General features: G+C 55.4%; 23 protein-coding genes, 4 tRNA genes, 3 rRNA genes and 1 other RNA gene. 2 read left to right on the forward strand and 29 right to left on the reverse strand.

The window, feature by feature from the left end:
* Nucleotides 1-26 precede the first annotated feature (26 nt).
* Entirely contained in the window at nucleotides 27-491 is a 465-nt protein-coding gene (locus IPM27_03255) for a DUF4149 domain-containing protein (GenBank protein ID MBK9160578.1), read from the forward strand.
* A 140-nt stretch (nucleotides 492-631) separates the two neighbouring features.
* Here the strand turns inward: IPM27_03255 and IPM27_03260 are convergent, their stop codons facing one another.
* The 13 genes from IPM27_03260 to rpoE form a co-directional block, all read right to left on the reverse strand.
* A complete protein-coding gene (locus IPM27_03260) occupies nucleotides 632-1,012 on the reverse strand; it encodes a holo-ACP synthase (GenBank protein ID MBK9160579.1) in 381 nt (126 codons plus the stop codon).
* Between the two features lie 179 nt (nucleotides 1,013-1,191).
* On the reverse strand, nucleotides 1,192-1,914 hold the full coding sequence (pdxJ, locus tag IPM27_03265) for a pyridoxine 5'-phosphate synthase (protein MBK9160580.1): 723 nt from the start codon (nucleotides 1,912-1,914) through the stop codon (nucleotides 1,192-1,194).
* A gap of 92 nt (nucleotides 1,915-2,006) precedes the next feature.
* Entirely contained in the window at nucleotides 2,007-2,735 is a 729-nt protein-coding gene (recO, locus tag IPM27_03270) for a DNA repair protein RecO (GenBank protein ID MBK9160581.1), read from the reverse strand.
* Nucleotides 2,732-3,673 carry a GTPase Era gene (era, locus tag IPM27_03275; GenBank protein ID MBK9160582.1) on the reverse strand — a complete coding sequence of 314 codons (942 nt, stop codon included), beginning with the start codon at nucleotides 3,671-3,673 and terminating at the stop codon, nucleotides 2,732-2,734. The genes recO and era overlap by 4 nt, the downstream gene beginning before the upstream one ends.
* Nucleotides 3,674-3,681: 8 nt before the next feature.
* Nucleotides 3,682-4,326 (reverse strand): ribonuclease III, encoded by a 645-nt coding sequence (gene rnc, locus IPM27_03280; GenBank protein ID MBK9160583.1) that lies wholly within the window; start codon nucleotides 4,324-4,326, stop codon nucleotides 3,682-3,684.
* A 49-nt stretch (nucleotides 4,327-4,375) separates the two neighbouring features.
* A complete protein-coding gene (locus IPM27_03285) occupies nucleotides 4,376-4,744 on the reverse strand; it encodes a DUF4845 domain-containing protein (protein MBK9160584.1) in 369 nt (122 codons plus the stop codon).
* A gap of 41 nt (nucleotides 4,745-4,785) precedes the next feature.
* The gene (gene lepB / locus IPM27_03290) at nucleotides 4,786-5,589 is read right to left on the reverse strand and encodes a signal peptidase I (GenBank protein ID MBK9160585.1); all 804 of its coding nucleotides are present in this window, start codon (nucleotides 5,587-5,589) and stop codon (nucleotides 4,786-4,788) included.
* A gap of 9 nt (nucleotides 5,590-5,598) precedes the next feature.
* A complete protein-coding gene (gene lepA, locus IPM27_03295) occupies nucleotides 5,599-7,389 on the reverse strand; it encodes an elongation factor 4 (protein ID MBK9160586.1) in 1,791 nt (596 codons plus the stop codon).
* 84 nt (nucleotides 7,390-7,473) lie between these two features.
* The gene (locus tag IPM27_03300; protein ID MBK9160587.1) at nucleotides 7,474-8,868 is read right to left on the reverse strand and encodes a DegQ family serine endoprotease; all 1,395 of its coding nucleotides are present in this window, start codon (nucleotides 8,866-8,868) and stop codon (nucleotides 7,474-7,476) included.
* A 36-nt stretch (nucleotides 8,869-8,904) separates the two neighbouring features.
* Nucleotides 8,905-9,348, reverse strand: coding sequence for a SoxR reducing system RseC family protein (locus tag IPM27_03305; protein ID MBK9160588.1), 444 nt, complete (start codon nucleotides 9,346-9,348; stop codon nucleotides 8,905-8,907).
* A 3-nt stretch (nucleotides 9,349-9,351) separates the two neighbouring features.
* Nucleotides 9,352-10,284: a MucB/RseB C-terminal domain-containing protein gene (locus tag IPM27_03310; protein ID MBK9160589.1), complete on the reverse strand. Its 933-nt coding sequence runs from the start codon at nucleotides 10,282-10,284 to the stop codon at nucleotides 9,352-9,354.
* A gap of 26 nt (nucleotides 10,285-10,310) precedes the next feature.
* Nucleotides 10,311-10,811, reverse strand: coding sequence for a sigma-E factor negative regulatory protein (locus IPM27_03315; GenBank protein MBK9160590.1), 501 nt, complete (start codon nucleotides 10,809-10,811; stop codon nucleotides 10,311-10,313).
* Between the two features lie 2 nt (nucleotides 10,812-10,813).
* Nucleotides 10,814-11,413: an RNA polymerase sigma factor RpoE gene (gene rpoE / locus IPM27_03320; protein ID MBK9160591.1), complete on the reverse strand. Its 600-nt coding sequence runs from the start codon at nucleotides 11,411-11,413 to the stop codon at nucleotides 10,814-10,816.
* A 220-nt stretch (nucleotides 11,414-11,633) separates the two neighbouring features.
* Between rpoE and nadB the strand changes: the two genes are divergently transcribed.
* Nucleotides 11,634-13,211 (forward strand): L-aspartate oxidase, encoded by a 1,578-nt coding sequence (nadB, locus tag IPM27_03325; GenBank protein MBK9160592.1) that lies wholly within the window; start codon nucleotides 11,634-11,636, stop codon nucleotides 13,209-13,211.
* Here nadB and IPM27_03330 read toward each other — a convergent pair.
* From IPM27_03330 to IPM27_03405, 16 genes are all read right to left on the reverse strand, one after another.
* A complete protein-coding gene (locus IPM27_03330) occupies nucleotides 13,208-13,609 on the reverse strand; it encodes a hypothetical protein (protein MBK9160593.1) in 402 nt (133 codons plus the stop codon). The genes nadB and IPM27_03330 overlap by 4 nt on opposite strands.
* Before the next feature lie 18 nt (nucleotides 13,610-13,627).
* The gene (locus tag IPM27_03335; protein ID MBK9160594.1) at nucleotides 13,628-14,872 is read right to left on the reverse strand and encodes a serine/threonine protein kinase; all 1,245 of its coding nucleotides are present in this window, start codon (nucleotides 14,870-14,872) and stop codon (nucleotides 13,628-13,630) included.
* A 67-nt stretch (nucleotides 14,873-14,939) separates the two neighbouring features.
* On the reverse strand, nucleotides 14,940-16,193 hold the full coding sequence (locus IPM27_03340) for an adenylate/guanylate cyclase domain-containing protein (GenBank protein ID MBK9160595.1): 1,254 nt from the start codon (nucleotides 16,191-16,193) through the stop codon (nucleotides 14,940-14,942).
* A gap of 88 nt (nucleotides 16,194-16,281) precedes the next feature.
* Nucleotides 16,282-17,181 carry a pseudouridine synthase gene (locus tag IPM27_03345; protein MBK9160596.1) on the reverse strand — a complete coding sequence of 300 codons (900 nt, stop codon included), beginning with the start codon at nucleotides 17,179-17,181 and terminating at the stop codon, nucleotides 16,282-16,284.
* Nucleotides 17,178-17,774, reverse strand: coding sequence for a recombination protein RecR (gene recR, locus IPM27_03350; GenBank protein ID MBK9160597.1), 597 nt, complete (start codon nucleotides 17,772-17,774; stop codon nucleotides 17,178-17,180). The genes IPM27_03345 and recR overlap by 4 nt, the downstream gene beginning before the upstream one ends.
* A complete protein-coding gene (locus IPM27_03355; GenBank protein ID MBK9160598.1) occupies nucleotides 17,774-18,100 on the reverse strand; it encodes a YbaB/EbfC family nucleoid-associated protein in 327 nt (108 codons plus the stop codon). Before IPM27_03355 ends, recR begins: the two co-directional genes overlap by 1 nt.
* A gap of 18 nt (nucleotides 18,101-18,118) precedes the next feature.
* On the reverse strand, nucleotides 18,119-19,723 hold the full coding sequence (dnaX, locus tag IPM27_03360; protein MBK9160599.1) for a DNA polymerase III subunit gamma/tau: 1,605 nt from the start codon (nucleotides 19,721-19,723) through the stop codon (nucleotides 18,119-18,121).
* An 11-nt stretch (nucleotides 19,724-19,734) separates the two neighbouring features.
* Nucleotides 19,735-20,265: an acyloxyacyl hydrolase gene (locus IPM27_03365; GenBank protein MBK9160600.1), complete on the reverse strand. Its 531-nt coding sequence runs from the start codon at nucleotides 20,263-20,265 to the stop codon at nucleotides 19,735-19,737.
* A 31-nt stretch (nucleotides 20,266-20,296) separates the two neighbouring features.
* Nucleotides 20,297-20,395: signal recognition particle sRNA small type (gene ffs, locus IPM27_03370), an RNA gene on the reverse strand.
* A gap of 186 nt (nucleotides 20,396-20,581) precedes the next feature.
* Nucleotides 20,582-20,657 (reverse strand) — tRNA-Lys (locus tag IPM27_03375).
* A 118-nt stretch (nucleotides 20,658-20,775) separates the two neighbouring features.
* Nucleotides 20,776-20,888 (reverse strand): 5S ribosomal RNA (rrf, locus tag IPM27_03380).
* Nucleotides 20,889-21,044: 156 nt separating this feature from the next.
* A 23S ribosomal RNA gene (locus IPM27_03385) occupies nucleotides 21,045-24,083 on the reverse strand.
* Nucleotides 24,084-24,404: 321 nt separating this feature from the next.
* Nucleotides 24,405-24,480: transfer RNA gene (locus IPM27_03390), tRNA-Ala, on the reverse strand.
* A gap of 10 nt (nucleotides 24,481-24,490) precedes the next feature.
* A tRNA-Ile gene (locus IPM27_03395) sits at nucleotides 24,491-24,566 on the reverse strand.
* 98 nt (nucleotides 24,567-24,664) lie between these two features.
* Nucleotides 24,665-26,203, reverse strand: a 16S ribosomal RNA gene (locus IPM27_03400).
* Together the 16S, 23S and 5S rRNA genes with 4 tRNA genes alongside form the textbook arrangement of a ribosomal RNA operon.
* Nucleotides 26,204-26,415: 212 nt before the next feature.
* Nucleotides 26,416-26,489: transfer RNA gene (locus tag IPM27_03405), tRNA-Met, on the reverse strand.
* Nucleotides 26,490-26,527 lie beyond the last annotated feature (38 nt).

Raw genomic sequence — 26,527 nt, forward strand, 5'->3', positions numbered from 1 at the left:
GCATTGCTGTGCTACCCTGCGCCCCGATGAAAAACCTCACCCACACTCTCGCCCTGCTGGCGACCACCGCCTGGGTCGGCAGCCTGTGGGCCGTCGGCTATCTCGCCGTGCCGGTACTGTTCAGCGCACAACCCGACCGCCAGCTGGCCGGCATGCTCGCCGGACAGATGTTCAGCGCGGCGGCCTGGCTCGGTTTGGTGTGCGGGACGTATCTGATGATTCGGCACCTCGTCCTGTCCGGCAGCGCGGCGTTGCGCCAGCCGCTGTTCCGGGTGGCCGCCGCGATGCTGCTGATCACGCTGGTCATACATTTCGGCATCCAGCCGGTCATGGCTGACCTCAAGGCACAGGCGCTACCGCTTGACGTGATGCACAGTGCGTTCGCCGACCGCTTCGGGATGCTGCACGGCGTATCGAGCATCCTGTACCTGATCGAGAGCCTGCTCGGCGCCTACCTCGTCATCAGGACATACGCGCATAAGGCTGCCTGACTGGGATTCCCCCATTTCAACGGACACTTTCACGAAGCTTGTTAAGATGAAAGCGCGGTCGAAAGGTACCGCGGTCGAAAGGCACCGGAGTCAAATTCCTTGCAGCAAATATCGACTCCCGTCTCCTTCAGAGGAATCGACTACTCAGTCTCCAGCACCACAAACGCCACCACCATGTCGCGCTCGTCGCTGATGGAAAGGTGATGCCGGACTATGCCCAGTTGCGCCAGATGGGCGCGCAACATGTCGTCGAACTGCAACTCCGGTTTGCCGAGGCTGTCGTGTGTCACGCCGATACGGCGCAGGCTGACCGGATGGCGCATACCGCTGCCGACCGCCTTGGCGAACGCTTCCTTGGCGGCAAAGCGCTTGGACAGGAGGCGTGCCGGGCTGGCATGGCCTGCCAGTTCCGCCAGTTCCGCCTTGCTCAGGAGATGGGCGGCCAGGCGCATGCCGTGCTGTTCCCACATCCGTTCGATGCGGGATAGTTCGACGATGTCGGTGCCAATGCCGTGGATCATGATAAATCTACTGCGCAGCCCGATTCACCCGCAAGGAGTAGGCCGGTGGGTGCCCGGCTGCATAGCAGCCACCCTTCCGCTCGCTGTGTCGCGTGCTCGTTCAATCCTCGCCTACCTGTGAGGTATGTTTCGTCATTCACTGCGCGGCTCCTTGCATTCGGGCTTGCTCGCTACGATTTCTACGGATACTCAACCAGCAGCACCTTCATTTTCCGCACCGCCGCTTCCAGCCCGATGAACACCGATTCGGCGATGATGGCATGGCCGATGTTGAGTTCGATGATGTCGGGGATCGCGACGATGGGCTGCACGTTGTGGTAGTTCAGGCCGTGGCCGGCGTTGACTTGCAGGCCTTGCGCATGGGCATGTCCCACCGCGACACGGATGCGCTCGAGTTCGTGCGCACGCGCCGGGACGCTGTCCGCGTCGGCATACCTTCCGGTGTGCAGTTCGACCACCGGCGCACCGATGCGCCGTGCCGCGTCGATCTGCTTCTCGTCGGGATCGATGAACAGCGATACGCGGATACCGGCTTCGGTGCAGCGCTCGCACGCCGCCTTGACGCTGTCGAAGTAGCGCACCACGTCCAGCCCGCCCTCGGTGGTCAGTTCCTCGCGTTTCTCCGGCACGAGGCAGATGTCATGCGGTTTGATGCGCAGGGCGTTGGCGATCATCTCGTCGGTGACGGCGCATTCGAGGTTCATGCGCGTCTGCAACATGCCGCGCAGGATCTCGACATCCGCATCCTGGATGTGGCGGCGGTCTTCGCGCAGGTGAAGGGTGATGGCGTCCGCGCCCGCTTCCTCGCAGATCAGCGCGGCGCGCACCAGGTTGGGATAACGCGCCCCGCGCGCCTGGCGCAAGGTGGCGACGTGGTCGATGTTCAGTCCGAGTTTGATCATTTTTTTACATCCTTGGCTTTATCGATACAACTGAAGGCAGCAACGCTTCCACCCTCTCCCTGCCCCTCTCCCTGCAAAGGAGAGGGTATATGTCATAGTTTCTGCATGTCCTTGATCAGTTCGCGCGTGTGCAACGTCTTGCCGCCCAGATGGTGGTTCAGCAGCACGCGCATCAGTTGCTTGCTCTGCTGGGCGGTGACCGGGGCGGCATAGTTGTCCGCCGCCATATCGAGCAGGGTCTTGCCCAGCACCACCGGACCGGCATCCGCCGCGCCATCGTCCGGTACGGCGCCGCGCTCGACGGCATAACGATAGCAGACTTCGGGGCGTATCGGTCTATCGCTGCCGGCCTCGCGTTCCAGCGCCAGCGCGTAGCCCAGTTCCTGCATCAGGTGCTTTTCGAAGCAGCGCAACGTGGCGGCATGGTCGGCCTCATGGGCAAGGCGATGCAGGGTGGCGCGGTAATAGTCGAACAGTTGCTCGTGCGGGTCGTCGCGCGCCAGCAGGTTGATCAGCAGTTCGTTCAGGTAGAAACCGCACATCAGCGCCGTGCCTTGCAGGTAGGGCTGCCCGCCCTGCCATTCGGCGCCGTGCAGGGTGCGCACCTCGCCCTTGCCGAACCACGAAAGCAACAGCGGCTGGAAGTTCATCAGCACCCCGCGCAAGCTGGATTTCGGCCGCCGCGCGCCGCGCGCGATGATCGCCAGCCGGCCATGCCGACGGCTGAACACGTCGAGGATCAGGCTGGTCTCGCGAAACGGGTAGCTGTGCAGTACGAAGGCGGGTTCGTCCTGTTTCCGGTTCCGGTCCGCAGCGGTCATTCGTAGCCCAGTGAGCGCAGCACGCGTTCGTCGTCCGCCCAGCCGCTGCGTACCTTGACGAACACTTCGAGGAATACTTTTCCGTCGAACAGTTTTTCCATGTCGAGACGCGCCTGGGTGGCGATCTCCTTGAGCTTTTCGCCCTTTTTGCCGATCAGCATCGCCTTGTGCGCTTCCTTGTCCACCAGGATCGCCGCATGGATGCGGCGCAGCTTTCCTTCCAGCTTGAACTGTTCGATCACCACGCTGACCGAGTACGGCAATTCCTCGCCGGTGAAGCGGAACACTTTCTCGCGCAATATCTCCGCCGCCAGAAAGCGCTCGCTGCGGTCGGTGATGTCGTCCTCGGCGTAGATCAGTTCGCCCGGCGGCAGGTGGCTGCGCAGCGCCTCGCGCAATTCGTCCAGCTTGGTGCCCTGCTTGGCGCTGACCGGGATGATCCCGGCAAACCGGAAGTCCTGCGCAACGCGTTCGGCGAACGAGAACAATTGCCCCTTGTCCGCCACTTCGTCGATCTTGTTGATCACCAGCAGGACCGGGCGATTGTCCGGCAGCAACTTGAGCACTTCGCGGTCGCGCTCGTCGTAGCGCAAGGCCTCCAGCACGTACATCACCACCTGTACGTCGCGCAGGCTGCTGGTGACCACGCGGTTCATGCTGCGGTTCAGCGCGTTCGTGTGCCTGGTCTGGAAACCCGGTGTATCCACAAAGACATACTGCGCATGATCGTCGGTCAGGATGCCGTGGATGCGGTGGCGCGTGGTCTGCGCCTTGCGCGAAGTGATGCTGACCTTCTGCCCGATCAGGTGGTTGAGCAGCGTCGACTTGCCCACGTTGGGGCGGCCGACGATGGCAATGAAGCCGCTGCGAAATGCTTCGGGCGGACGGTCCGTATCGGGAAGGTTCGCAGGGTCCTGCTGTGGTATAGGTTGGGTCATGGTATGGATTATCTGCCTGATCCGGATTGAATGGTCTGGTAGGCGGCAAGCGCCGCCTGCTGTTCAGCGTTGCGGCGGCTGTTGCCTTCGCCTTGCGTGGTTATCCCGAGCGACGGGATGGCGCATTCCACATGGAACGATTGTTCATGTGCCTTTCCTTGTGTAGCGATCACGCTATAGTCCGGCAGCGGGATATGCCTGCCCTGCAGGTGTTCCTGCAACAGGGTCTTGGCATCCTTGCCCAGCGTCCGCAGATCCACTTTTTCCAGATAGGGAACGAACAGGTTGAGCACGGCCTGTTCCGCCGCCGCGAATCCCGCATCGAGGAACACCGCGCCAAACAGGGCTTCCAGCGCATCCGCCAGAATGGAGGGGCGACGGAAGCCGCCGCTCTTGCGTTCGCCTTCGCCGAGGCGCAACAGGCTGCCCAGATCGAGTTGTTGTGCCAGTATCACCAGCGTTTCTTCCCGGACCAGATTGGAGCGCAGTCTGGACAGTTCGCCTTCGCTCAACTGCGGATAGTTGTCATACAAATGTTTGGCGATGACACAACCCAGCACGCTGTCGCCCAGGAACTCGAGGCGCTCGTTATGTTCCGGCGCGTAACTGCGATGCGTCAGGGCGCGTTGCAGCAATTGCGGCTGCGCAAACATGTGCCCCAACTGGCTACACAGCGCGCTGTCGCCGCCCGGTCGGGTAGGGTTACTGCGAGGCACTGCTCGGTTCGAATTCCATGTACAGGCTGAGATTGCTCACCAGCGGAATCTTGACGTCATAGCTGGCGCTCAACACCAGCCTATCCTGCTCACGGGATATGTCGATATCATCCATGCTGATCGCAGTGATATTGTCGATTGAGGCACGCTTGCCATATGACTGGCGAATTTCGAGCGGGCTGGCCTTTTGCATTTCCGGATCAGTCGCAATCGCAACAAATAGGTTTTTGATCTCAGCATCCTGCATATATACCGGAATAATCTTTAATCCCATGATGAAGACAAACGCCAGAATTACCACGCCAACCATTAAACCGGAAAGACTAATACCGCGCTGCCGCCTTGACATTGTCATACTCATTTCCTCTCTCCTTCGCCTCTGTTGGCTACATTAGTTTAGTCGATAGACAAGCCGATCCGCTTCAGATCGGAGAAATTCATCCATATAAAGAACGCCCTGCCGACGATCTGGTTGTCCGGAACGAACCCCCAGTAGCGGCTGTCGCGGCTGTTGTCGCGATTATCGCCCATCATGAAATAATGTCCATCGGGAACCTTGCAGCTCACCCTATCATCGTCGTAGCTGCAGTTCTCGCGCCCCTTGAACTCGGCCACCGAGCTCTGCCGCAAGGTGGGCATCTCGGGATTCACCAGAATCGCGTGCGGGTGCTGGCCCAAAGTCTCGATGCGCTTTTCGGTATGGACGAAATTCAACCCGGTTTCCACATAATTGTAATCGCCATCCGCCGCCTGTTCTTGCTCCGCCCCGTTGACCCATAGGCGCTTGTCACGGTATTCGACGGTATCGCCGGACACGCCGACCACGCGTTTGATGTAGTCTTTCGACGGGTCTTCCGGATAGTGGAACACCATCACGTCGCCGCGCTGCGGATCGCCAAGCTGAACGATCTTCAGATTGACGATGGGCAGACGGATGCCGTAGGTGAACTTGTTCACCAGGATGAAATCGCCCACGTGCAAGGTCGGAACCATCGAACTGGACGGGATCTTGAACGGCTCGACCAGGAAGGACCGGATGAAGAAGACGATCAGAATCACCGGAAAGAAGCTTTTGGCATATTCCACCCACCACGGTTCGGCAACGTCCTGGGCGCGCTTGCCCGCCAGCACGAAGCGATCCAGCAACCAGATGCCGCCGGTGACCAGCAGCAATGTAAACAGAATCAATGCAAAGTCCATCGCCATCCCTTATTCGTCGACACGCAGGATCGCCAGGAAAGCTTCCTGCGGGATCTCCACGCTGCCCACCTGTTTCATGCGCTTCTTGCCGGCCTTTTGCTTCTCCAGCAGCTTCTTCTTGCGCGAAATGTCGCCGCCATAACACTTGGCCAGCACGTTCTTGCGCATCGCCTTGACGTTCTCGCGCGCGATGATATTGGAGCCGATGGTCGCCTGGATCGCCACATCGTACATCTGGCGCGGGATCAGTTCGCGCATCTTGGCGGCCACTTCGCGCCCGCGATACTGGCTGTTGGCGCGATGCACGATCACTGCCAGCGCATCCACCTTGTCGCCGTTGATCAGCATGTCGACCTTGACCACGTCGGCCGGGCGATACTCCTTGAACTCGTAATCCATCGAGGCGTAGCCGCGCGACACCGATTTCAGCTTGTCGAAGAAATCCATCACGATCTCCGCCATCGGCATCTCGTACACCAGATTCACCTGTTTGCCGTGATAGCTGATGTTGATCTGCATGCCGCGCTTCTGGGTGCATAGCGTGATCACCGAACCGACATACTCGTTCGGCATGTACAGGTTGACCGTGACGATGGGCTCGCGGATCTCCTCGACCTTGGCCGGATCGGGCATCTTCGATGGATTGTCCACCTGTACGATTGTCCCGTCGCGCAATACGACCTGGTAGATCACCGTCGGCGCGGTGGTGATCAGATCCATATCAAACTCGCGCTCCAGCCTCTCCTGGACAATCTCCATATGCAACAGGCCGAGGAAGCCACAACGGAAACCGAAGCCCAGCGCCTGCGATACCTCCGGCTCGTACTGCAACGCAGCATCGTTCAGCTTGAGCTTCTCCAGCGAATCGCGCAGCGCCTCGTACTGATTGGATTCGACCGGAAACAGCCCGGCGAACACCTGCGGCTGGATCTCCTTGAAGCCCGGCAAAGGCGCGGCAGCAGGCTTGGCCTGATGAGTGACGGTATCTCCCACTTTCGCGGATTTCAGTTCCTTGATACCGGCGATGACAAAACCCACCTGGCCGGCGCTGAGACTCTCGCACGACTGCGACTTGGGCGTGAACACGCCAACCTGTTCCGTCAAATGCAGCGCGCCGGTAGCCATGAACAGGATTTTCTCCTTGGGCCTGAGCGTACCGTTCTTGACGCGAACCAGCATGACCACGCCGACATAGTTGTCGAACCACGAATCGATGATCAGCGCCTGCAATGGCGCATCCGGATCGCCCTGCGGGGCGGGTACCTTGACGATCAGCGACTCCAGCACATCCTGCACGCCAAGGCCGGTCTTGGCCGAGCAATGCACTGCATCCTGCGCCCCGATACCGATCACGTCCTCGATCTCGGAAATGGCGTTCTCGGGATTGGCAGAAGGCAAGTCGATCTTGTTCAGCACCGGCACCACCTCGACGCCAAGATCCAGCGCGGTATAGCAGTTCGCCACGGTCTGCGCTTCCACACCCTGCGAAGCGTCGACCACCAGCAGCGCGCCCTCGCAGGCCGACAGCGAGCGGGACACCTCATAGGAAAAATCCACATGACCCGGCGTATCGATCAGGTTGAGGTTGTAAGTCTGGCCGTCGCGAGACTTGTAGTTCAACGCGGCGGTCTGCGCCTTGATGGTGATGCCGCGTTCGCGTTCCAGCGACATGGAATCAAGCACCTGGGACTCCATCTCGCGATCGGACAACCCGCCGCACAAATGGATGATGCGGTCGGCCAGCGTGGATTTGCCGTGATCGATGTGGGCGATGATGGAAAAGTTGCGGATATGTTGCATGAATACCTGAAAAAAACGCCTGAATCGGCTAAATTCGCGAAGCGCGGATTCTAGCCGATTTAGGCGGGATACGCAGGATTGTGATTACTTCCCGTCGAGCTTGATTGCCACATAGGATGCGGCATCGCCGCGGCGCACCAGCAGGGCGACATTGCGGCCTTGGGGAACCTGCTTGACGATATCATTGAGCTGTTTCAGCGAACGGATCGGGATATTGCCGATCGCCAGCAATACATCGCCCTGCTGCAACCCGGCAGCCCGTGCCGCCTTGCCCTTGACCTCGTCGACCAGCAATCCCCCGCCGATATCCAGTTCCTGCAGTTGCTCCCGGCTCAACTCGCGAACCGCGATACCCAGGCGTGCGACCATTGCAGTGACATCATCGGCCAATTCCCTCGCGGCATGCGCCAGTTTGCCGTCTTCCGGCATCTCGCCGATCTCCACAGTCACTTTTCTGGAAGCACCTTTGCGCCACAGGTCGATGGACACCTTGCTTCCCGGTTTGGTCGCCGCAACCATGCGTGGCAAATCGCTGGAACTGTCGACCGGTTTGCCGTCGAATTTCAGGATGACATCGCTCACTTCGATGCCCCCCTTGTCGGCCGGCCCGTTCTTTTCCACGCTGCTGATCAGCGCGCCGGCCGGCTTGTCCAGCCCGAACGATTCGGCCAGTTCATGCGTCACTTCCTGGATGGTCACGCCGATGCGGCCGCGGGTCACCTTGCCTGTATTGCGCAACTGATCGGCCACCTGTGTCGCCACATCAATCGGAATGGAGAACGAAAGGCCCATCGATCCGCCGGAACGGGTGTATATCTGGGAATTGATGCCCACAACTTCGCCGCTCATGTTGAACAACGGTCCGCCGGAGTTACCGGGATTGATCGCCACATCGGTCTGGATGAACGGCACGAAATTATCTCTTGGCAGGGAACGTCCCGTGGCGCTTACAATACCGGCTGTCACGCTGCTGTCAAACCCGAACGGTGAGCCGATCGCGACGACCCACTCACCGACCTTGAGTCTGCTCGGATCGCCGATGCTGACCTTGGGCAAGCCGCTCGCCTCGATCTTCAGCAGGGCAATATCGGTACGCTTGTCCGCACCGATCACCTTGGCGCTGAACTCGCGCTTGTCGGTCAGGCGCACGGTGATCTTGTCCGCATGGTCGATCACATGCGCGTTGGTCATGATGTAACCATCCGCGCTGATGATGAAACCGGAACCCAGTGATTGCGATTCCTGTTCGCGAGGCATTTGCGGTGCGAAGCGACGGAAAAATTCAAAGAAAGGATCGCCTTCCGGCAGATTGGGGAAGCCCTGCATATTGCGAATGATCTGGGTGGTGCTGATATTGACGACTGCCGGGCCCTGTTTTTCGACCAACTCCGTAAAATCCGGCAGGCCGTTGGCATATGCCGGCAAGCTAGAATTCAATCCTGCGACCAGTATCAACAAACCAAAGAATTTTCTCAGCATGCACCCCTCCTCATACGAAAAAAATTGAATGTTCTGCTATTCGCCGTGCCATTTCCGGGCAATATATGGCTGCCTTTGACGATGCCCACGACCGGATGAAAGCCATTTTGCCACGACGAAACCGATACCCAGGCCCAACAACGCGCCAACAGCCGCATAGCCGTCATATTGGGTTTCCTGTCTAGCAGACAGCCCTCCCAGCAAGGCGCCCGCGATCAACAATACCAGCGGCAACAGATAGACCAGCAGGATGCCGCGCAACACCTCGCCATCCGCAACCGATACGATCACTTCATCTCCGATGCCTGCATTGATCGGGTTGCTCACCTGGAATTGGCGCGGCTTGCTGCAAAACAACTGTGACAGTTTGCCTGTCCCGCAACCTTTGCCGTTGCACTGTCCGCAACCATTGCCATGATTGGCCTGCACCATGGCATGGGGCCCGTCAATCCGAATAACGGTGGCACGCGTCTCCAGCATGCGTCATCTGCTGTTGTAGCGTACCGAATCGAGCACTTGCATCACGGTACGCGGCGGCACTTCGCCAACAACGGTAATCAGGTTCTTGTCTATCACTTTGCGGTACAGATTGACCGCCCCGCGGCTCGACAAACCATCCACGTCATCCTCATCATCATCCACGGGTTCGATGAAAATGGAAATGGCGCTCAGCCCATCCGAAAACACCAGTTGCAGGACGGGTGCATGTTTGCCACGCATCGGACGCTTGACCTCCATGATCTTATTGAATCCAGTCGGCAATGCATCGGCTACCCAGCCGCTATTCACCGGCATGCTGGTTCTGTTCAACACGCGCGTACCCGCACCGTGCTGGCCAGCCGCAGAGTTCGGCGCAATCCAAGAACGGTCGATATCACCGCCAATTTTCAGTTGCGTAAAAGCATATTGTTCGATGACCCTGCTCATATCATCCAGCACTGCAGCCTTCAACAACAGCCCGGAATCGGTATGCGCCCATATCTTGTGGCTATAACGCAAACTATCTCTGGGCTGGAACAGGATGACTTGCGCGTTGTACCCGGCCACTCTCTGCATGCCATCTTCTTTAACGCGATAATTCCCGCTCAACGCCGACAGTTGCTCCGGTAGCAGCGACGGGAATCTGCCCCGTCCATGCCGACTGTCCACCTGCACCATTTTGTGATTGTCATAAACCCATACTTGCCCATGATGGCGGACGATTTCCCGCTTGGGTCCATCGAGGCTCTCCAGTTTTTCATATTCGCCGTCGGTTTCGACCACATGGGTTATTCGGGAGGTTTCGACGCGATTGCCGTATTGATAGACGAATACCCCGCTATAGTCAGTCTGGTGCCCTGCAAAGGCAACCGTCTGCAACCAGTTAAGGCTGTGTGTATCTCCAGCGGCGGATGCGGCGCCCGTCAACAACAACATCAGAACACCCATTCCGCTCCGCAAACTCATTGGGCCTTCTCCTCAACACCGTAAGACACGGTCCGGACATAGGAAGCGCCGCCATTCATGTCCGTACTCGGGGAAAACTCCTGGTGCGCCATCAGGTAATCACTCGATTTCGGCTGGATTTGCAGACTGGCCGGGCGCAAGACATTTTGCTTCATAGCCATCTGCGGGGCCGTTTCCGGGGCAACCTGCATGGACATCCACGCAACCACGCCGACTGCCGCCAGCGAAGCTGCGGCAGACATCATGAATGCCTGCATCTTCTGCCTGATTACGCGCTTACGGGGTGCAAGCACGGTAGGCTCATCCTGTACTCGTTCGCGCACCTGTGCGCCCAGGTCGCAATGGATGTGGTCGGGTTGGCGGAGCACATCCCCGATCAGATGGTAAACCGCCCAATCATTGTGGGAATCCTGATCCCGCTTGATTTGATCAAGCAGGGTGTCTGCTTCATCCTCAAACAATTCGCCATCCATCAGTGCGGAGATTTCTTGCTTCATGTCTACCACCTGTTTCCCTTGCTGGTTTCTAACAACGGTCGCAGGTTTTCCGCTACCGCTTCACGTGCCCTGAAAATTCTTGACCGCACCGTGCCGATCGGGCAATTCATCACACTGGCGATCTCTTCATAACTCAACCCTTCTATCTCACGCAAAGTCAGGGCACTACGCAAATCCTCGGGCAATTGCTGCAATGAGGACTGCACCACATCGACAACCTGTTTGCTCATAAGTTCATTTTCCGGTGTGCTAACCTCATGCAGCAAACCGGCATCATCAAAGGATTCGGCGTCTTCCACATCGAAAGGCGTACTGGTCGGCGCACGGCGTTTATTCGCCAGCAGGTGATTCTTGGCCGTATTGATTCCGATACGGTACAGCCACGTATAGAACGCACTATCCCCTCTGAAACCTGGCAACGCCCGGTATGCCTTGATAAAAGCGTCCTGCGTAACATCCTCCGCTTCAGCAGGATCACGCACAAACCGGGAAATTAACCGCCCGAGCTTGCGCTGGTATTTGGTCACCAACAGGTCGAAGGCGTGCTTGTCGCCGCGTTGAACGCGTTCCACCAACTGTTGATCGACTTCTCGGTCTGCCATCCCTGACGCCCCAGTTATTATTGTATCCACTGCTCTATTCGCGGGTATTAAGCTCGCAAGTATAACTGCTCGGCCAACCATGCGACAGCGCTTGAGCTATATTAGCGCCCCGTCCGACCTGCGACAAAGATATTGGTTCCCACCAGTCGACAATCAGATGATGTCCCGCACGTCTCTTTTGTTATAGTTCCGGCTCGGACGCACATATCGGGAATCCAACTTGCGGAAATTCGACACATTAATCATCGGCAGCGGTCTGGCAGGTCTGGCACTGGCCCTTAAACTGGCCGGGCACCAGAAGGTTGGTTTGATCACCAAAAGGTCCCTGCTGGATGGTGCAAGCGGCTGGGCGCAAGGCGGCATCGCCGCAGTATTGGCCGAGGACGATTCGCTCGACGCTCATATTCGCGACACCCTGACTGCCGGCGCCGGCCTGTGCGACGAGGCGGCTACCCGTTACGTCGTCGAACACGGTAAAACTGCCATTGATTGGCTGATAGATATGGGCGTTCCTTTTACCAAGGAACACAACGAGATGGGCTATCATCTCACCCGCGAGGGCGGACACAGCCGGAGGCGTATCATTCACGCGGCAGATGCGACCGGTCAGGCCGTACAGGAAACCCTCGTCGCGCTTGTCCTCGGTCATCCAAACATCGTCGTACTGGAAAATCATCTGTCGGTCGACTTGATCACCGGAAAAAAGATCGGGCTTCAGGACAACCGCTGCTATGGCGCATATGCCCTGAACAGCCTGACTGGCGAAGTCGTCACCATCGCTGCACAAAACACCATTCTGGCGACTGGCGGCAGCGGCAAGGTCTATCTCTATACCACCAATCCGGATACTGCGACTGGCGATGGCATCGCAATGGCCTGGCGTGCCGGATGCCGTGTAGCCAACATGGAGTTCATCCAGTTTCACCCTACATGCCTGTATCACCCCCATGCAAAATCGTTCCTCATCAGCGAGGCCGTACGCGGCGAAGGCGGCATCCTGAAACTGCCAGACGGAACGCGCTTCATGCCTTGGCACGATGAGCGTGCAGAGCTTGCGCCGCGCGATGTGGTGGCGAGGGCGATAGACTTTGAAATGAAGAAGCGCGGACTGGACTGCGTTTATCTGGACATCTCGCACCAACCGCTCGAATTCCTGCAAGAGCATTTCCCGACCATCTATGCACGCTGCCTGTCGCTGGGCATCAACATCAGCAAAGAACCTATCCCGGTCGTTCCGGCAGCACACTACACCTGCGGTGGAATAATGGCCGACTTGCATGCGCGCACCGATGTGGAGGGTCTGTATGCGGTAGGGGAAACCGCCTATAGTGGCCTGCACGGCGCCAACCGCCTGGCCAGCAACTCTTTGCTGGAATGCCTGGTGTTCGCTGACGCGGCAGTCCGTGATATTTTAAGCAGGCCGCGCCATGAACTTCCCGCCCTGCCCGCATGGGACGAGAGTCGGGTCACCGACGCGGACGAGCAGATCGTCATCTCGCACAACTGGGCGGAACTACGGCATTTCATGTGGGATTACGTAGGGATCGTGCGGACCAATAAACGCCTGCAACGCGCACAACGCCGCATCCAGTTGCTGCAAGACGAAATCAACGAGTATTACGCCCATTTCCACGTCAGCTCGGATCTGCTGGAACTGCGCAACCTGGTATTGAATGCAGAATTGATCGTGCAAAGCGCCTTGCTGCGTCATGAAAGCCGTGGCCTGCATTTCAGCAAGGACTATCCGGAAACACTACCCGATCCTCAACCGACCGTTCTTTCTCCAAATGCCGGCTAGGTGAACTTCAGTCGTACGCGCATCTCGCGGAATGCACTTGCGCCTATCATGTCCGGCAAAATGATCCGCGCAACTGGTGGGCGATAACCCGGCTGACCGACAAACAATATAACGAAATATGGATTCACGACAGTTTGTCTCCCGATCCGGCCATGAGAACCCGATCCATCACGATGAACAATCGATACCTCACCCTGTTCAAGTAGAATCTCACACCACGAATTAGCATCGCGCAACAATACATCGCGGCGCAGATAATGTACCAAGCTTAATAAAATCAGGAAAAGTATCGCCAGTTTGGTGATGGTCGGCATGACGGTCACATACAGAAAAATTGTGGCAACCGTATGGGACAGCAACAGCAATATAGTCAAACGCGGCGACGGATTAATCACCATATTCGACTGCTTGGCAACTCAATAAATAAAAATCGCAGTGATGCCCAACAATACCAATACCACAAGGGCAATCAGCACCAGATTGCCAACGCCGGGCTGAACCGGCACTTCCGCCCGCTGCTGACGGACGACTGGACGAACTGGCGCTGCTGGTCGTCCTGCGCTGTCCGGCACCACCGACTGATCGATTGGCGCGGCACGCGGACGAGCCTCCATTTTGATTGTCTTGGCCAATTCGTCTGCCTCTTCGCGGGAGCATGTCAACGCAGCTAGGCGCATGGTCGCGGCAGTCGAATCAAAAACTTTGGACAAACCGGCCGTCGGCGGCGACTTGGCCTCTTCCTCGCCGGCTTCTTTTCTGCTCGTAGCGGCAATCGCATCCGGCAACTTTCTTTCACCTCCTGCAGGAGGCTGCGGCATACCAGCCTGAAGACCCGAACGCGGCAAGGTATCCCGACATGCGCGCAGATCCATAGCAAAGTCCCTGGCATTCTGGTAGCGATCTTCGAGTCCTTTCGCAAGCGCCTTGGCCACGATAAAGTTGACCATTTCCGGAACAGCGGGATTCAGTGTGCTGGGTGGTAGCGGTACGGCATTCAGGGTCTGATACATGATGGCGTTGACGTTCTCGCCGTTAAAGGGCGCCTGTCCAGTCAACATTTCATAAAGCATCACACCCAGCGAAAAGATATCCGAGCGCTGATCTATCACCTTGCCCATCACTTGCTCTGGCGACATGTATTTCGGTGAGCCCAGCACCATGCCGGTTTGTGTGCGTATTGCCGACGACTCCATGCGCGCAATACCGAAGTCAGTGATTTTTACATGCCCGTCGCGGATGATCATGATATTGGAAGGCTTTATGTCACGATGCACGATTTCATGTTCGTGCGCATAGGACAAGCCCGATGCTACCTGCATCACGATATCCAACACCTGATCGACCGGAAGGACACCACTGTCGTTCATGATGTCACGCAACTCTCGGCCTTGTAATAATTCCATGGCGATATAGGCGATATCCCCGCTTTTGCCTACATCGTAGATAGTCACGATATTCGGGTGATTCAACCTGCCAGCCGCCTTTGCTTCCTGATAAAAGCGCCCTTCGTATTCTTCTTTCTCGTCCAGCGCCAAGCTCAGATTGATCGTCTTGATCGCAACCACACGATCGATCAACGGATCCTTGGCTTTGTAGACAATGCCCATCGCGCCTTGCCCAAGCTCACCAAGCACTTCATAGCGGCCTAACTGGCTAATCATGGCACCACCGCAATTTATTAATCGCTCTATACATTACGCATTAACCTGACAATCAGAACTATCCCGGCTATTTACAGAAATTCGGCCTTACACGCACCGTTTTGCCCGAATCGAGCAAAACATCCTGCCTGTAAAGTCCGCCGCTCGCATGGCTCACAATCACCGCATGCTTCCCCGACGTAACAGCTATAGTCAATGTCCCCGTGGAATCAATTTTTCCGCTCTGCATACCATCGACAAACACCAGCGCACCTTCCTTGCAACTGACCGAAATGTACGCATCTCCCCCCGACGGCTTTAATGTTTCAAGCCATGACTTGCTGTCTGCCGGTTGGGGCGGCTTGGCTTTTTGTTGAACAGCATTTTGTTTAGGAGGCTCCTTGGTTTTATTGCCATCCGGTTTGGCAACAGCCTCCCGCTTACTTTGACCCGTAACCGTTTCTGGCTCGCCTTTGGAAGCATCTGATACAACCTTCGGCTCTACACTCATGGAACGAGGCGGTTCGGCATCCTGAGAAACGAGCGGAGCTTCTTGAGGCGTAGACTTCACAATCAACACAGTAAAGAAAAGCATGATGGGAACAGTGGCCGCACCAACATATAGAGCGCGTTGCCTTGGCTCTGCCCTTTTGAAACCGGACACCACGCCCCGGATCCAGTCGTCCAGCTTTATTGCCGCCCCATTCCAGACACCCTTGATTCGGGTCATTAACCGCATGGGCGATGCGCCTGCTTCTCCAGCAAGCACATCGGTAGCCATGGCCTCTGTCGCATTATCGCCGGGGTAACCGATCGCATATACCTCGTGCTCACGCACATGCTTGTCGGTGCGTGATCCCTGGTAATGGAACATCCCGGCATATTGAGGGGACAGGCGCGAAACAGCATCGTAATATGAACGCGACACCAGAATCTGCTCGACATCTGCAAAGCCCATTATGCGCTGCGCGACATTGATACCGTCACCGACAATGTTGGGTTGGCCGTTGATGTCACGCACCAGACGAACCGGTCCGAGATTGATCCCGATACGTACCATCAGTGGCGGATCCACATGCGGGTCTTCATTGGACAGGCTATCGCGCAAACTGAGCGCCGCCTTGAGCGCATCTTCGACATCACCGAGGAAGTTGATCGCCGCACCGTCACCGGTATCAAGAATGATCCGGTCAGCTATCGGCACATTGCTAATAGCCGCAGAAAGGTATTCGTTGAACCTTTCTTTCAGCGAAATCTGCCCAGCAACCGACTTCTTGGAATATTCCACGATATCCAAGAACAGCACACTGCACATGATGGTCTTATTACCGTGCGTTTCCATTCAGTTTTTAGTGCCTCGGCATAACTTGCACATCAATATTCCTGCAACCCTTGTCAGCAGGACATAACGGCGCAAATTCTAGTAGCAGTTAACGTTTTACACCAGTTTTACTTTTCCTGCCGCGGCTTGCAGCAACATGCCGCTTATCGCGCACCTCAGATGTAGCGGGAGGTACTGCCACTGCGGTGCGGGTGCGTCCGGATGGGCGCGATGCCGGTACGACTGGACTCAATTCTTCTTCATGCGCAAGACCTGCCCACTCCAGCACCTGCTGTACTTCAGCTTCGCCCAGTTCGGCGGTCATGCCACGCTTCAGTCTTGGTGGCAGATTGATTATACCGAAGCGTATGCGCATCAATCGGCTCACAGGCAAACCAAGTGCATCAAAGGTGCGACGCACCACGCGATTCCGCCCTTCCCTGAGTATCACGCGATACCAGTGGTTAAAGCCCTCGCCCCCGTGATCTTCAAGTTTCTCGAACTTGACGGGGCCGTCCTCCAAGCCAACGCCTTCCTTGAGCACCCTGTTCATTTGCTCATCCGTCATGGTTCCCTGCACTCGTACCGCATACTCCCGTTCCACCTCGAATCGCGGATGCATCAGGCGATTCGCCAACTCGCCGGAAGTGGTAAAAATCAGCAAACCGCTGGTATTGAAATCCAACCGCCCGATAGCGATCCATTTCTGCCCACGCAGTTTAGGCAGTTTGTCGAATACGCTGACGCGGTTTTCCGGATCGTCGCGACTGACGATTTCACCTTCAGGCTTGTGATACAACAACACGCGTATAGCATGTTCTCTTTCGCCAATGCGTATGGTGCGACGTTCCGTCTTCACCAAATCGCCCGGCACCACGCGCATCCCCAGAGTCGCCGGTTCTCCGTTTACGCTGACTCGCCCCGCCGCAATCCATTCCTCCATTGCCCGGCGCGAGCCGAAGCCCGCCTGAGCCAGCACTTTCTGCAATTTCTCGCCATGTTCGTTCATACTGCCATCTCGCGTCTTTCCAGCACAGCTTGCGCTAACGTGCCACTATCCACCTGCTCCAGTTCGCCGCCTACCGGCAGGCCGCGGGCAATGCGTGACACCTTGATGTTCTGCGATTGCAGCAAGGTTGCCAGATAATGCGCCGTGGCATCCCCTTCCACAGTAAAGTTGGTCGCCAGAATCACTTCGCAGGGATGTTCGTGTACGCGTTTGAGCAGTCGATCAAGGTGCAGTTCCTTCACGCCGATGCCATCCAGCGGAGACAACCTGCCCATCAATACGAAGTACATGCCGCGATAACACTGTGCCTGCTCCATCATCAGCAAATCGGCCGGCATCTCGACAACGCACAGCAGGCCTGGGTCACGCTTGGGTGAGGCACATAAACCGCAAACATCCTGCTCGGAAAAATTATTGCATTTGTTACAGTGCCTGATGTTATTTACAGCCAGCTCCAGCGATTCTGCCAAGTGCATTGCTCCATTGCGGTCTCGCTGAAGCAAGTGGTAGGCCATGCGTTGCGCCGATTTCGGCCCCACGCCTGGTAAACAACGCAACGCAGCAACCAACTCCTCCAGAAGGGATGGCATCATCAAAACGGCAGCTTCATCCCGGGCGGCAGGCCCATGCCGGCACTAAAACCGCTCATGCGTTGCTGAGTGGTCGCCTCCGCCTTCTTCATCGCATCGTTCAAAGCCAACACGATCAGATCCTCCAGCATTTCTTTATCATCGGACAACACACTGTCGTCCAGCGATATGCGACGTACCTCGTGCGCACACGTCATAGTCACCTTGACTGCGCCGGAACCTGCCTGACCTTCGACCTCCACGGTGGCCAATTCAGCCTGTGCCTTCTGCATATTCTGCTGCATTTGCTGGGCCTGCTTCATCAACCCGCTCAATCCGCCCTTCATCATTATTACGGCCTCCCGAACTTACTGTATTGGTTTAATCGAGTCAGCCACCAGATTGGCCGACAATTCCGTCTGCATCTCGCGCACAAAGCCGTCCTGAGTGATCGCCTCGCTCGCCTGTTCCTGCACGATCTGTCTGGTTTGTTGTTCAATCACCGCCGGCGTTGCCATTTCAGCATCCCCCAGCACAATCATCAATTTGATTGGCGTGGAAAAATAATCGCTCAATGACGCCCGCAATTTGTCGACTGCAGTTCTATTGGCTTGAAGATGCTTATATTCTGGTGACAGATTCAGGGTGATTTGCTGACTCAAAAAACTCTGCAACGTGCAGTTTTTCGCCAATTGTTGTGCCATGCCCTGCACATCCAACTGCGCCAGCACCGCCCCCCAGTCCAGACGCCCTCCCGATTCAGCGTCACAACCTGCGGCAAGTTCAGCATTTACCTGCTGAAACTTAACTGATTTATCTGCCATAACAGGTTGCGCACCGGACAGCTCCGACACTGTCCTGACCGACATCTGCCGCGGCAAATCTTTAGCGGCCGCAAATGACAGCATACGCAACAGAGTCATGGTGAAACCGGCATATTCGTCCGGAGCCAGATCTATCTCATCACGACCATGCACGGCAATCTGATAGAGCAATTGGACTTCCTCTGGCGACAGACTTTGCGCCAACTCCATCACCCGCAATCGTTCGGGTTCATCATCAGGCATTGCCTGAGGCACTATCTGAACCAGTGCAATGCGATGCAGCAACGTAGCCAAATCCAGCAAAGCCGCATCGAACGCTACACTATGTGCAGCCATATTGTCGGCCACATCAAGCAACGCTGCCCCGTTCTGGTCTCGCAATGCCACAAGCAACTCGAACAGATAGCCCCGGTCTATCGCACCCAGCATGGTACGGACCATCGCTTCTTCCACTTGGCCGGCAGAAAAGGCGATTGCCTGATCCATCAAACTCAATGCGTCGCGCATACTGCCCTGCGCTGCTCGTGCAACCAGTGCAACTGCGGCCGGCTCGAAAGCGATATGTTCCATTTCAAGCACGTACTGCAGGTGCTCAGCAATCAAAGCCACAGGTAGTTGTTTAAGGTTGAACTGCAAGCAACGCGACAATACGGTAACGGGAATCTTTTGCGGATCAGTCGTAGCAAGGATGAATTTCACATGCCCGGGCGGCTCCTCCAATGTCTTCAACATCGCGTTAAAGGCCGACTTGGATAGCATATGCACTTCGTCAATGATATAAATCTTAAAGCGTGCGTTGGTTGGTGCGTACAGCGCACTTTCCAGAAGTTCGCGCATGTTATCGACCTGCGTGTTCGAGGCAGCATCCAGTTCGATCAGGTCGACAAACCGACCGCTATCTATCTCTTTACATGCGTTGCACTCACCGCATGGCGTGGCAGTGATACCCGTCGCACAATTCAGCGACTTGGCAAAGATGCGCGCAATTGTGGTTTTCCCGACACCACGCGTACCGGTAAAGAGATATGCATGATGCAGGCGATTTTGTGCAAGTGCGTTGCTGAGAGCCCTGACGACGTGCTCTTGCCCCGCCAGTTGCGAAAAATCCTTAGGACGCCATTTTCGCGCAAGAACAGAGGTGGCTGACAAGTTAAACCGCGTTAGAAATGGTAGACAAAATGCACTTGGTTGATATTAATGCCTTGGTTGGGTTTCTTGATACCGCCGTTGGATAAATGTTGGTATCGATAGCCCAAGTCGAATTGGTGGTGTTCGCCGAAACGGACACCAAAACCGACGTGATCGCCAAACTGGAATGCGCTGCCAAAATGACGGTTGTTATAAATAAAAGTAGGAGTAATCACATGAAAACCGATTCCCCCCTCCATGTATGGAGCAACACCAGACATTTTTTTCTGCTGAAAGCGAAATACCGGCGTGATTCCCAGGTCGGTGATTGTCTGGTTGTTGCCCACACTGCTACGCCCCCGCCACATACCCAGCGAAGCCTCCCAGAAACCTGTCACCAGCCAGTCGCCCTCATCAAACCACTGCTTATCCCAATCCCAGATCGCTCCAATGCGCGCAGAATCAGTATAGTCGCCATTACCCGCCTCGACGGACACACCGTCAACAGCCCACGCATTTCCAGTAAGCAATAATGCGCCGAGCAACCAACCGAGTTTTCTCATTGCCTTCCCCAAACGACTTAATTACTCAACAGGAGGCGAGCCTTACCCCCGGCACTTGCAGTATTTAGTTATGGCTGCTTCCTTCCGGACCTGACCAGATTCACTACACTGCAATGCGGGGAGGCCCGCCAATTCTTTCACGCCTCAAATCGCATCACCGATTACAATAATCTCCGTTGCCGAGAATTTATTACGTACTTGATATCCGATAGGCCATCATAAACGAAGCAACAGGCAAAATCCACGCTTAGCAACATTTTCTGCTCACATTCAAATAAAAAAAGGACTTGGATATCGCATCCAAGTCCTTGATGATTGGTGGGCCGTGCAGGGGTCGAACCTGCGACAAACGGATTAAGAGTCCGCTGCTCTACCAACTGAGCTAACGACCCATAAAAGCCGATGGGGATTATTTTTAGCTATTCACTTGCCTGCTCGGCAACCCATCTAAACAAAGAAACATTCAGGAACAACAACGCCCTCGGTATCGAGGGCGTTATCTTATAAGGAGTCTGACGATGACCTACTTTCACATGGGAATCCACACTATCATCGGCGCTAAGTCGTTTCACTGTCCTGTTCGGGATGGGAAGGAGTGGGACCAACTCGCTATGGTCGTCAGACAAACTGTTCGGTATTCGACGGTGTTCTGTCGCCTACCCTGTTTGTGGCTCGCCGATCCGGTTTTGAGGCCGGAGCAACTCGCCGTTATCTGGAAGAAGTAAAGTTTTCTGTGTCTTGATTGCGTGTTGCGAAACGCCTTTGTTACTTAACGTTATAGGATCAAGCCTCACGGGCAATTAGTACTGGTTAGCTTAACGCATTACTGCGCTTCCACATCCAGCCTATCAACGTCCTGGTCTCGAACGACCCTTCAGCAGGCTCAAGGCCTGAGGGAAATCTTATCTTAAGGCGAGTTTCCCGCTTAGATGCTTTCAGCGGTTATCTCTTCCGAATTTAGCTACCCGGCAATACGACTGGCGTCATAACCGGTACACCAGAGATTCGTCCACTCCGGTCCTCTCGTACTAGGAGCAGGTCCCTTCAAATTTCCAACGCCCACGGCAGATAGGGACCAAACTGTCTCACGACGTTTTAAACCCAGCTCACGTACCACTTTAAATGGCGAACAGCCATACCCTTGGGACCGGCTACAGCCCCAGGATGTGATGAGCCGACATCGAGGTGCCAAACTCCCCGTCGATATGAACTCTTGGGAGGAATCAGCCTGTTATCCCCAGAGTACCTTTTATCCGTTGAGCGATGGCCCTTCCATACAGAACCACCGGATCACTATGACCTACTTTCGTATCTGCTCGACTTGTCAGTCTCGCAGTTAAGCATCCTTTTGCCATTGCACTATCAGTACGATGTCCGACCGTACCTAGGATACCTTCGTACTCCTCCGTTACAATTTGGGAGGAGACCGCCCCAGTCAAACTGCCTACCATGCACGGTCCCCAGCCCCGATCAGGGGCCCAGGTTAGAATCTCAAACACACCAGGCTGGTATTTCAAGGTTGGCTCCACGAGAACTGGCGTCCCCGCTTCAAAGCCTCCCAGCTATCCTACACAAGTCTATTCAAAATCCAATGCAAAGCTACAGTAAAGGTTCATGGGGTCTTTCCGTCTAGCCGCGGGTAGATTGCATCTTCACAAACATTTCAACTTCGCTGAGTCTCGGGTGGAGACAGTGTGGCCATCGTTACGCCATTCGTGCAGGTCGGAACTTACCCGACAAGGAATTTCGCTACCTTAGGACCGTTATAGTTACGGCCGCCGTTTACTGGGACTTCAATCAAGAGCTTGCACCCCATCATTTAATCTTCCAGCACCGGGCAGGCGTCACACTCTATACGTCCACTTTCGTGTTTGCAGAGTGCTGTGTTTTTATTAAACAGTCGCAGCCACCATTTCACTGCAACCCCATCGAGCTTCACGGGCAAGCCGCTACACTCTACCGGGGCGCACCTTCTCCCGAAGTTACGGTGCTAATTTGCCGAGTTCCTTCACCCGGAGTTCTCTCAAGCGCCTTAGAATTCTCATCCTGCCCACCTGTGTCGGTTTGCGGTACGGTCCCAATGCAACTGAAGCTTAGTGGCTTTTCTTGGAAGCTTGGTATCAGCAACTTCAGCACCTAAGTGCCTCGTTATCACGCCTCGACATTGACCTCCCGGATTTGCCTAAGAGATCTGCCTACACGCTTGAACCGGGACGTCCAACACCCGGATTGCCTAACCTTCTCCGTCCCCACATCGCATTGCATTGAGGTACAGGAATATTAACCTGTTTCCCATCGACTACGCTTTTCAGCCTCGCCTTAGGGGCCGACTCACCCTGCGCCGATGAACGTTGCGCAGGAAACCTTGGGCTTTCGGCGAGGGAGCCTTTCACTCCCTTTATCGCTACTCATGTCAGCATTCGCACTTCTGATACCTCCAGCATGGTTCACACCACACCTTCGCAGGCCTACAGAACGCTCTCCTACCATATGTACACTTCCTTTAAGCAACTCATCCCCCATCCACCGGATCAGGGAGGGCAGCCGCTTTGGCTCCGACATAACCTAAAGGTCAGTCTACGCCAAAGCTTCGCTTGCTCACGGCTTCGCCGTTCGCATAAGCGTCTGCCATCGAGGAATTGTTTAAAGTGAAGTGTACATATCCGCAGCTTCGGTGCACAGTTTGAGCCCCGTTACATCTTCCGCGCAGGACGACTCGATCAGTGAGCTATTACGCTTTCTTTAAATGATGGCTGCTTCTAAGCCAACATCCTGACTGTTTTAGCCTTCCCACTTCGTTTTCCACTTAACTGTGTCTTGGGGACCTTAGCTGGCGGTCTGGGTTGTTTCCCTCTTGACACCGGACGTTAGCACCCGATGTCTGTCTCCCATGCTCGCACTTCTCGGTATTCGGAGTTTGCAATGGTTTGGTAATCAGCAATAGACCCCTAGCCATGACAGTGCTCTACCCCCGAGAGTGATACATGAGGTACTACCTAAATAGTTTTCGGAGAGAACCAGCTATTTCCAAGTTTGTTTAGCCTTTCACCCCTATCCACAGCTCATCCCCTAACTTTTCAACGTTAGTGGGTTCGGACCTCCAGTACCTGTTACAGCACCTTCATCCTGGCCATGGATAGATCACTTGGTTTCGGGTCTACGCCCAGCAACTATCGCCCTTATCAGACTCGGTTTCCCTACGCCTCCCCTATTCGGTTAAGCTCGCTACTGAACGTAAGTCGCTGACCCATTATACAAAAGGTACGCAGTCACCCTTGCGGGCTCCCACTGTTTGTATGCATGCGGTTTCAGGTTCTATTTCACTCCCCTTCCGGGGTTCTTTTCGCCTTTCCCTCACGGTACTGGTTCACTATCGGTCGATTACGAGTATTTAGCCTTGGAGGATGGTCCCCCCATGTTCAGACAGGGTTTCTCGTGCCCCGCCCTACTTGTTCCAAACCTATTTCCACTCCTGAATTTTCAAATACGGGGCTATCACCCACTATGGCCAGACTTTCCAGACTGTTCTCTTAATTCAGAAGCTAAAGTTTGCAGGCTCTTCCGCGTTCGCTCGCCACTACTTACGGAATCTCGGTTGATTTCTTTTCCTCCGGGTACTTAGATGTTTCAGTTCTCCGGGTTCGCTCTACCCTGCCTATGTATTCAGCAGGGAGTGACCCTTGCGGGCCGGGTTTCCCCATTCAGATATCTACGGATCAAAGCTTTTTGCCAGCTCCCCGTAGCTTTTCGCAGGCTAACACGTCTTTCATCGCCTGTAATCGCCAAGGCATCCACCACATGCACTTATTCGCTTGACCCTATAACGTTAAGCCCTCAGCTTTGCAGCCAAGGCGTTATCGGTGCTTCGCATTTTAAACTTTTACTTCCACCGGACTGATTTAAGGATCCGGTCTTAGCAAAGGTTTGTGACCGATTCACGACGACTAATCGCAAATCAGCTTGATACAATCAAAACCCATGTTTTTCATGCTTCCGCTTCCGCAGGTCGCCCCGCTTCCACTTCCGCGTGAATCACTTTCTTTACTTCTTCCAAATTTTTAAAGAACTACATCGGCAAAAGCCGATATCAAAGCCCAGCAGCTTGGATATCGATTCTCACTCGCTCACCACAAGGTAATTGGTGGAGGTTGACGGGATCGAACCGACGACCCCCTGCTTGCAAAGCAGGTGCTCTCCCAGCTGAGCTAAACCCCCATTTGTACTCTGGTGGGTCTGGTTGGACTCGAACCAACGACCCCGCGTTATCAACACGGTGCTCTAACCAGCTGAGCTACAGACCCGAACTTTCATCGAGCCCGCTTCGAGCCTAAGCCCTTGCCAGCCCGTTACCTTGTTGAACAACCGATGAGTGTAGACACTCAGCCTCTGGATACTCTAGAAAGGAGGTGATCCAGCCGCACCTTCCGATACGGCTACCTTGTTACGACTTCACCCCAGTCATGAAACCCAGCGTGGTAAGCGCCCCCCTTGCGGTTAGGCTACCTACTTCTGCCAGATTCCACTCCCATGGTGTGACGGGCGGTGTGTACAAGACCCGGGAACGTATTCACCGCGACATGCTGATCCGCGATTACTAGCGATTCCGACTTCATGGAGTCGAGTTGCAGACTCCAATCCGGACTACGATCGGCTTTCTGGGATTGGCTCCCCCTCGCGGGTTGGCTACCCTCTGTACCGACCATTGTATTACGTGTGAAGCCCTACCCATAAGGGCCATGAGGACTTGACGTCATCCCCACCTTCCTCCGGTTTATCACCGGCAGTCCCATTAAAGTGCCCAACTGAATGATGGCAATTAATGGCAAGGGTTGCGCTCGTTGCGGGACTTAACCCAACATCTCACGACACGAGCTGACGACAGCCATGCAGCACCTGTGTCCAGGTTCCCTTTCGGGCACAATCACATCTCTGCGATCTTCCTGGCATGTCAAGGGTAGGTAAGGTTTTTCGCGTTGCATCGAATTAATCCACATAATCCACCGCTTGTGCGGGTCCCCGTCAATTCCTTTGAGTTTTAATCTTGCGACCGTACTCCCCAGGCGGTCAACTTCACGCGTTAGCTGCGGTACTAAAGAAGTCTCCTTCCCCAACACCTAGTTGACATCGTTTAGGGCGTGGACTACCAGGGTATCTAATCCTGTTTGCTCCCCACGCTTTCGTGCATGAGCGTCAGTGTTAACCCAGGGGCTGCCTTCGCCATCGGTATTCCTCCACATATCTACGCATTTCACTGCTACACGTGGAATTCTACCCCCCTCTGCTACACTCTAGCCTTCCAGTTCCAAATGCAGTTCCCAGGTTAAGCCCGGGGATTTCACATCTGGCTTAAAAAGCCGCCTGCGCACGCTTTACGCCCAGTAATTCCGATTAACGCTCGCACCCTACGTATTACCGCGGCTGCTGGCACGTAGTTAGCCGGTGCTTCTTCTTCCGGTACCGTCATCCATACAGGGTATTAGCCTGCACGATTTCTTTCCGGCTGAAAGAGCTTTACAACCCGAAGGCCTTCTTCACTCACGCGGTATGGCTGGATCAGGGTTTCCCCCATTGTCCAAAATTCCCCACTGCTGCCTCCCGTAGGAGTCTGGACCGTGTCTCAGTTCCAGTGTGGCTGGTCGTCCTCTCAGACCAGCTACGGATCGTCGCCATGGTGAGCCTTTACCTCACCATCTAGCTAATCCGATATCGGCCACTCCGAAAGCGATAGGTCTTGCGATCCCCACCTTTCCCCCTCAGGGCATATGCGGTATTAATCCGGCTTTCGCCGAGCTATCCCCCACTTCCGGACACGTTCCGATATATTACTCACCCGTTCGCCACTCGCCATCAGGTGCAAGCACCCATGCTGCCGTTCGACTTGCATGTGTAAAGCATACCGCCAGCGTTCAATCTGAGCCAGGATCAAACTCTTCAGTTCAATCTCTGCTTTTTGGTCCGTCTCCGGACCGGTCTTACTCAAAGTGAATCATTGACATGATTCTTTTCAACTTCGCGTAAGCACTTCTACTACTGTTTTTTTAAAGTAGCCCCCTCGTCCAAAAAACTCGGGAACCCCCAAAAACCAAGTGCCTACACTCGTCGATTGTTCATCTGTTCTGTTAAAGAGCGGCTGCCTTACAAGATAAGGGGTTGCGGGGACAGGATTTGAACCTATGACCTTCGGGTTATGAGCCCGACGAGCTACCGAGCTGCTCCACCCCGCGTCAGCGAAGAATAGGAATATAGCAAAACTCCTGAGCGT

The sequence above is a fragment of the Nitrosomonadales bacterium genome (assembly GCA_016716325.1).
Classification (GTDB): Bacteria; Pseudomonadota; Gammaproteobacteria; order Burkholderiales; family Gallionellaceae; genus Gallionella.

Excerpts from the sequence above, each read along its gene's own strand:
- IPM27_03355 (MBK9160598.1), bottom strand. The coding sequence starts at position 18,100 with ATGATGAAGGGCGGATTGAGCGGGTTGATGAAGCAGGCCCAGCAAATG.
- recR (MBK9160597.1), bottom strand. The coding sequence starts at position 17,774 with ATGATGCCATCCCTTCTGGAGGAGTTGGTTGCTGCGTTGCGTTGTTTA.
- IPM27_03365 (MBK9160600.1), bottom strand. The coding sequence starts at position 20,265 with ATGAGAAAACTCGGTTGGTTGCTCGGCGCATTATTGCTTACTGGAAAT.
- IPM27_03285 (MBK9160584.1), bottom strand. The coding sequence starts at position 4,744 with ATGACAATGTCAAGGCGGCAGCGCGGTATTAGTCTTTCCGGTTTAATG.
- IPM27_03340 (MBK9160595.1), bottom strand. The coding sequence starts at position 16,193 with ATGGAAACGCACGGTAATAAGACCATCATGTGCAGTGTGCTGTTCTTG.
- IPM27_03300 (MBK9160587.1), bottom strand. The coding sequence starts at position 8,868 with ATGCTGAGAAAATTCTTTGGTTTGTTGATACTGGTCGCAGGATTGAAT.
- era (MBK9160582.1), bottom strand. The coding sequence starts at position 3,673 with ATGACCCAACCTATACCACAGCAGGACCCTGCGAACCTTCCCGATACG.
- recO (MBK9160581.1), bottom strand. The coding sequence starts at position 2,735 with ATGACCGCTGCGGACCGGAACCGGAAACAGGACGAACCCGCCTTCGTA.
- IPM27_03335 (MBK9160594.1), bottom strand. The coding sequence starts at position 14,872 with ATGATTAGCCAGTTAGGCCGCTATGAAGTGCTTGGTGAGCTTGGGCAA.
- lepA (MBK9160586.1), bottom strand. The coding sequence starts at position 7,389 with ATGCAACATATCCGCAACTTTTCCATCATCGCCCACATCGATCACGGC.
- rpoE (MBK9160591.1), bottom strand. The coding sequence starts at position 11,413 with ATGGCAGACCGAGAAGTCGATCAACAGTTGGTGGAACGCGTTCAACGC.
- IPM27_03315 (MBK9160590.1), bottom strand. The coding sequence starts at position 10,811 with ATGAAGCAAGAAATCTCCGCACTGATGGATGGCGAATTGTTTGAGGAT.
- rnc (MBK9160583.1), bottom strand. The coding sequence starts at position 4,326 with ATGTTTGCGCAGCCGCAATTGCTGCAACGCGCCCTGACGCATCGCAGT.
- IPM27_03305 (MBK9160588.1), bottom strand. The coding sequence starts at position 9,348 with ATGCTGGAGACGCGTGCCACCGTTATTCGGATTGACGGGCCCCATGCC.
- IPM27_03255 (MBK9160578.1), top strand. The coding sequence starts at position 27 with ATGAAAAACCTCACCCACACTCTCGCCCTGCTGGCGACCACCGCCTGG.
- IPM27_03330 (MBK9160593.1), bottom strand. The coding sequence starts at position 13,609 with ATGGTGATTAATCCGTCGCCGCGTTTGACTATATTGCTGTTGCTGTCC.
- IPM27_03260 (MBK9160579.1), bottom strand. The coding sequence starts at position 1,012 with ATGATCCACGGCATTGGCACCGACATCGTCGAACTATCCCGCATCGAA.
- IPM27_03310 (MBK9160589.1), bottom strand. The coding sequence starts at position 10,284 with ATGTTGTTGTTGACGGGCGCCGCATCCGCCGCTGGAGATACACACAGC.
- IPM27_03345 (MBK9160596.1), bottom strand. The coding sequence starts at position 17,181 with ATGAACGAACATGGCGAGAAATTGCAGAAAGTGCTGGCTCAGGCGGGC.
- pdxJ (MBK9160580.1), bottom strand. The coding sequence starts at position 1,914 with ATGATCAAACTCGGACTGAACATCGACCACGTCGCCACCTTGCGCCAG.
- lepB (MBK9160585.1), bottom strand. The coding sequence starts at position 5,589 with ATGGACTTTGCATTGATTCTGTTTACATTGCTGCTGGTCACCGGCGGC.